This is a genomic window from Streptomyces sp. YS-3, assembly GCF_045257485.1.
Lineage (GTDB): Bacteria > Actinomycetota > Actinomycetes > Streptomycetales > Streptomycetaceae > Streptomyces.
Map to the genome: position 1 here is coordinate 1 of NZ_JBJHPC010000523.1, position 5,069 is coordinate 5,069.

General features: G+C 72.5%; 5 protein-coding genes. All 5 read right to left on the bottom strand.

Features of this window, described 5'->3' with window-relative positions; translation table 11 throughout:
- The coding region (locus ACJA3G_RS29745; protein WP_406556137.1) for a galactokinase family protein at positions 1–273 on the bottom strand (273 nt) is incomplete at its 3' end.
- A complete protein-coding gene (gene galE, locus ACJA3G_RS29750; RefSeq protein ID WP_406556138.1) occupies positions 266–1,246 on the bottom strand; it encodes a UDP-glucose 4-epimerase GalE in 981 nt (326 codons plus the stop codon). The genes galE and ACJA3G_RS29745, both read right to left, overlap by 8 nt.
- Positions 1,243–2,292, bottom strand: a complete 1,050-nt coding sequence (gene galT, locus ACJA3G_RS29755; RefSeq protein WP_406556139.1) for a galactose-1-phosphate uridylyltransferase — start codon at positions 2,290–2,292, stop codon at positions 1,243–1,245. Before galT ends, galE begins: the two co-directional genes overlap by 4 nt.
- 200 nt (positions 2,293–2,492) lie before the next feature.
- Positions 2,493–3,167 carry a LuxR C-terminal-related transcriptional regulator gene (locus ACJA3G_RS29760; RefSeq protein ID WP_406556140.1) on the bottom strand — a complete coding sequence of 225 codons (675 nt, stop codon included), beginning with the start codon at positions 3,165–3,167 and terminating at the stop codon, positions 2,493–2,495.
- Positions 3,168–3,431: 264 nt separating this feature from the next.
- Positions 3,432–5,069, bottom strand: a 1,638-nt coding sequence (locus ACJA3G_RS29765; protein ID WP_406556141.1) for a PQQ-binding-like beta-propeller repeat protein, incomplete at its 5' end; no start/stop codon positions are given.

Here is a 5,069-nt window from a genome sequence, read left to right on the forward strand (position 1 = left end):
GTACGCGGCCCAGCCGCCGCCCCCCAGGGGCTCCAGGGCGTCCGTGCCGAGCCGGACGACTCCGCCGTCCACATCGGCCGAGTGCAGCCTGAGCACCCCGTCGGTGCGCCGCGACACCGCCGCGACCGCCGTGTGCGGCAGCGCCAGCGGCATCACGAAGCCGTCGTTGAAGTCCGTGTACTCCCCGATCAGGTTGACCCGCCCCGGCGCCTCCCAGACCCCCTCGGGCTCCGTCCCGTACAGCGCGCGGAACTGCGCCGCCACGTCAGTCATCGACGCTCTCCACTCCCTTGGGCCGCCGGGCGAAGTCCCAGGCGTCCGCGACGATTTGGGCCAGGTCCGCGCGGGAGGGCTGCCAGCCGAGCCGCTCGTGGGCGCGGGCGGCGGAGGCCACCAGGACCGCCGGGTCGCCCGGCCGGCGTCCGGCCGTGACCTCGGGCACCGGGTGCCCGGTGACCTTCCGTACGGTCTCGACGACCTCGCGGACCGAGAAGCCGTTGCCGTTGCCGAGGTTGCAGATCAGGTGCTCGCCCGGGACGGCCGCCGCCAGCGCGAGCAGATGCGCCTCGGCGAGGTCGGCGACGTGGATGTAGTCGCGTACGCAGGTGCCGTCCGGCGTCGGGTAGTCGTCCCCGAACACCGAGATCGACTCCCGCTCGCCGAGGGCGACCTGGAGCAGCAGCGGGATCAGATGCGACTCGGGGTCGTGGCGCTCACCCGAGCCGCCGTACGCCCCGGCCACGTTGAAGTACCGCAGCGAGACGGCCGCGAGTCCGTGGGCGGCGGCCTCCCCGCTGATCATGTGGTCGACGGCGAGCTTGGAGGCGCCGTACGGGCTGGTGGGGGCGGTGGGGTCGGCCTCGGTGAGCAGGGCCGAGGCCGGTTCGCCGTAGGTGGCGGCGGTGGAGGAGAACACCAGCGTGCGCACGCCCGCCGTCCGCATGGCGTCCAGCAGGGCCATGGTGCCGCCCACGTTGTTCGACCAGTACTTCTCGGGGTGCGTCACCGACTCCCCGACCTGGGAGAACGCCGCGAAGTGCAGTACGGCGTCATAGGAGGCGTCGAGCCAGCGGGACGCCTCCTGGACGCGCCCCTCGACGAACTCCGCGCCCGCCGGGACGGCCTCCCGGAAACCCGTGGAGAGGTCGTCCAGGACGGTCACCGTGTGGCCCGCCTCAAGGAGGTGGTCCGCCACCACGCTGCCGACATAGCCGGCGCCGCCGGTGACCAGGTACTTCCCGCTCATGTGCTCGCTACCTCTCGCAGTCGCCGGGCCGCGGCCTCCGGCGGCACGTCGTTGATGAACACGCTCATGCCCGACTCCGAACCCGCGAGGAACTTCAGCTTGCCGGAAGTACGGCGAACGGTGAAAAGCTCCAGGTGCAGGGCGAACTCCCGCCGGCCGGCGCTGTCGGAGAAGGGTGCCTGGTGCCAGGCCGAGATGTACGGGGTGGGCGGCTCCGCCTCCCCGAAGATCCGGTCGAAGCGCCTCAGCAGTTCCAGATAGACCTGGGGGAACTCGGTGCGGGCCGCCTCCCCCAGCGCCCGCAGATCGGGGACGCGGGCACGTGGATAGAGGTGCACCTCGTACGGCCAGTGCGCGGCGTACGGCACGAAGGCGACCCAGTGCTCGCCCTCCAGGACCACCCGGACGCCCTCGGCGAGCTCGCGCGCGACGACGTCGTCGAAGAGGTTGCGCCCGCCGGTGCGCTCGCGGTGCTCGGCCAGCGAGCGGAGCATCAGGGCGGTGCGGGGGGTGGTGAAGGGGTAGCCGTAGATCTGGCCGTGCGGGTGGCCGAGGGTGACGCCGATCTCGGCGCCCCGGTTCTCGAAGCAGAACACCTGCTCCACCTGCGGGAGTTCGGCGAGCTCGGCGGTCCGGTCGGTCCAGGCCTCCAGGACGAGCGCGGCCTGCTCCTCGGTGAGGTCGGCGAAGGAGGCGTCGTGGTCGGGGGTGAAGCAGACGACCTCGCAGCGGCCGGAGTCCCCGGCGAGGGAGGGGAAGCGGTTCTCGAAGACGGCCACGTCGTAGCCCGCGGCCGGGATCTCGCTGTGCCGTCCGTCGCGCGAGGGGCACAGCGGGCAGTCGTCGGCGGGCGGATGGTAGGTGCGGCCCTGGCGGTGGGAGGCGATGGCCACCGAGTCGCCCAGCAGGGGGTCGCGGCGGATCTCGGAGGCCGTGGAGACGGGATCGAGCGGCCGGGTGTCCGTCTCGTCCCGTACGACGTCGTCCCGCAAGTCGTAGTAGAGCAGCTCGCGGCCGTCGGCGAGCCGGGTCGACGTCTTCTTCACCTGCACCTCCACCTTCAAACAGAACCAAACATAAAGAACCACGAGCCAACACCATCAGTCAATGGGCGCGACAAAGACGGACCCGCCCGGCGCGGCGCGGGCCCGCACGGACCGGCCCGGACACGGCTGTGGGCGCGACCGCCGCGCGGTCGCGCCCACAGCACCTGCAGATGCCTCCGGATGCCTGCGAGAGCCCCGGCTCAGCCCGCCGGGGGCACCGCCCGGTCGAGCAGCCCGGTGCGGGCGGCCAGCGCCGCCGCCTCCAGCCGGGAGCCCACGCCCAGCTTCATCAGGACCCGCTGGACATGGGTGCGCGCGGTGGAGGGGGCGATGCCCATGCCCGCCGCGATCAGCCGGGTGTCCTCCCCGTCCGCGACCCTGACCAGCACCTCGACCTCGCGCGGGGTGAGCATCTGGAGGAGCCGCTGCCCCTCGTCGTCCGGCTGCGCGGCCGGGTTGAGCAGCTCGGCGAAGGCCCCCTGGAGCAGTTGCGGCGCCACCGCGGCCTCGCCCGCGCGCGCCTTGACCATGGCACGCTCCACGCCCTCGATGCGCTCGTCGTGCCGTACGTAACCGGAGGCGCCCGCGGCGAACGCGGCGGCGATCCCCCGCGGGCTCGGGACCGGCCCGAGCACCACCACGGCCACCTGCGGACGCTCCCGCTTGATCCGCACGATCGGGTCGAACACCCCCGGCTCGGCGGGTGCGGCCGTACCGAGCAGACACACCTCCGGCGCCCGCGCCACCACCAGCTCGGCCGCCCCGGCGACGGGTGCGGCGGCGGCGAGCACCCGGTGCCCGCGGAGCTTGAGTGCCGAGGCGAGCGCCTCCGCGAGCAGGCGGTGGTCGTCGACCACCATGAGCCGCACGCCCATCGAGCAACCCCCCATCCCCCGGGGCACGTTGCCAACTCCCCTGGCCCGGCCCTCCCTGCCCCGGCAAGCTACACGCTTGTTCGACGTCGCGCGCCCCCTACCGGCGAGAAGACGCCCGGATTGCCGAAATCCCCGGCATTCGGGACTACTTGGCGGACGAGTGTGTCCGCGCAGGTGAAAGCGGCGGCCCCGGCCGCGGAGGGTGCTCCGCGGCCGGGGCCGCCGTAATGGAGAAGTTGACGCCGCGAGAAGGGCGCCGCCGGCTCAGCCGGTACCGAGGCCGATCAGCAGGAACCTCTTCTCGTCGGTCACCGAGCTCGGCTTCATGACCGACGTGGACGACATGAAGAGCTTGCCCTGGTCGTAGCGGATCTCGCCGTACTCCGGGCCGAACTGCGAGAGCGCGTCGCGCACCGAGTTGTCCGCCGGGTTCTGGAGCAGGACCGTCTGCTTGAAGTCGCCGCCGTCGACGCTCACGATCTGGCTGCCCTTGTCGTACGGGGGCTTCTTGAACGCGATGACGTTGTTGCCGTCCATCCGCAGCGGGTACAGCGAGGAGCCGTCGCCCGCGTCGGCCTTGCCGGGCACGGGCTGCCCGGTCGCCAGGTCGAACGCCATGATCTCGTTGGTGCGGCCGGAGTAACCGCTGCCGGACGCGCCGTCGTGCTGCTCGGTCGGGACGTACAGCTTGCCGCCGCCCACCGCGACCGAGGTGCACTTCTCCACCATGGTGGAGTCGCAGTCGGCGGCGTACTTGTCGCCCGGCGCCGGGATGCGGGCCAGCAGCTTGCCGGTCTTGTCGTCGATCGAGAAGAAGTCCGAGATCCCGCTGCCGTCACCGGCCGTGTCACCGACGTCGGCGGCCACGACCAGCGGCTTGGACGAGACGATGTGCGCGTACTGGACACCGGCCGGCATCCGGTACGAGGCGGCCGGGGCGCCCGTCTTGGGGTTCAGCGGCTGGATGGTGACCGTGGGGGTGTCGTAGTCACCGCACTTGCGGACCGCGACCAGCGCGTCACCGCCGCCGTAGCCGGCGTCCTTGCACTGGTCGGTGGTGACCTTCGGCTGCCACAGCAGCTTGCCGGTGGCCAGGTCCCAGGCGGCGCCGCCGGAGCTGCCACCGGTGGCGACCGTGCCGCCGCCGATGGTGACCTCCTCGTACGTCGACTTGCGGTCGCCGTCCTTGACGGTGTTCGTCCAGGCCAGCTTGCCGGTGGTGAGGTCGAGCGCGGCGACCTCGGTGCAGCGCGCGTACTTCTCGCCGGCGGCCTTGGGGCCCTCGTAGACGATCGCCGTCTTGCTGTCGGAGGTGACGTGCGTGCTCGCCGCGCAGACCGCGCCGGGCAGCGGCAGCTTCCACAGCTGGGTGCCCTTGGCGGGGTCGTAGCCGACGACCTCGTTGACGCCCGACTTGGCGTACACCTTGTCGGTCAGCCAGGAGCCGTCGACGTGGACGAGGTCGGTCACCTTGGGCTGCGGCACCTGGAACAGCACCTTGGAGGTGACGTCGGCCGGGGGCTTCTCCTTGCCCCCGCCACCGGTCGAGCCGCCCTCCTTGCCGCCGTTCGCGCCCTGCGTCGAGCCGGACTTGGACTCGTCCTTCTTGTCGCCGTCCTTGCTCTTGGCGTACCAGAGGCCGCCGCCGACGATCAGCGCGACCGCGACGACCGCCGAGACGATGATCGTCGTCTGGGCGCTGGGCTTCTTGCCGCCACCGGGGCCGCCCGGGGCGCCCTGCGGCGCCATGGGCTGGGCGGGGGGCTGACCCGGATAGCCGTAGCCCTGCTGCGGCTGGCCCGGGTAGCCGTAGCCCGGCTGGCCCGGGGGCGGCGTCTGCGGATAGCCGTACGCGGACGGCTGCCCCGGCGCGGGGGCCTGCGGGTAGCCGTAGGCCGGGGC

Excerpts from the sequence above, each read along its gene's own strand:
- ACJA3G_RS29760 (WP_406556140.1), bottom strand. The coding sequence starts at position 3,167 with ATGGGCGTGCGGCTCATGGTGGTCGACGACCACCGCCTGCTCGCGGAG.
- galE (WP_406556138.1), bottom strand. The coding sequence starts at position 1,246 with ATGAGCGGGAAGTACCTGGTCACCGGCGGCGCCGGCTATGTCGGCAGC.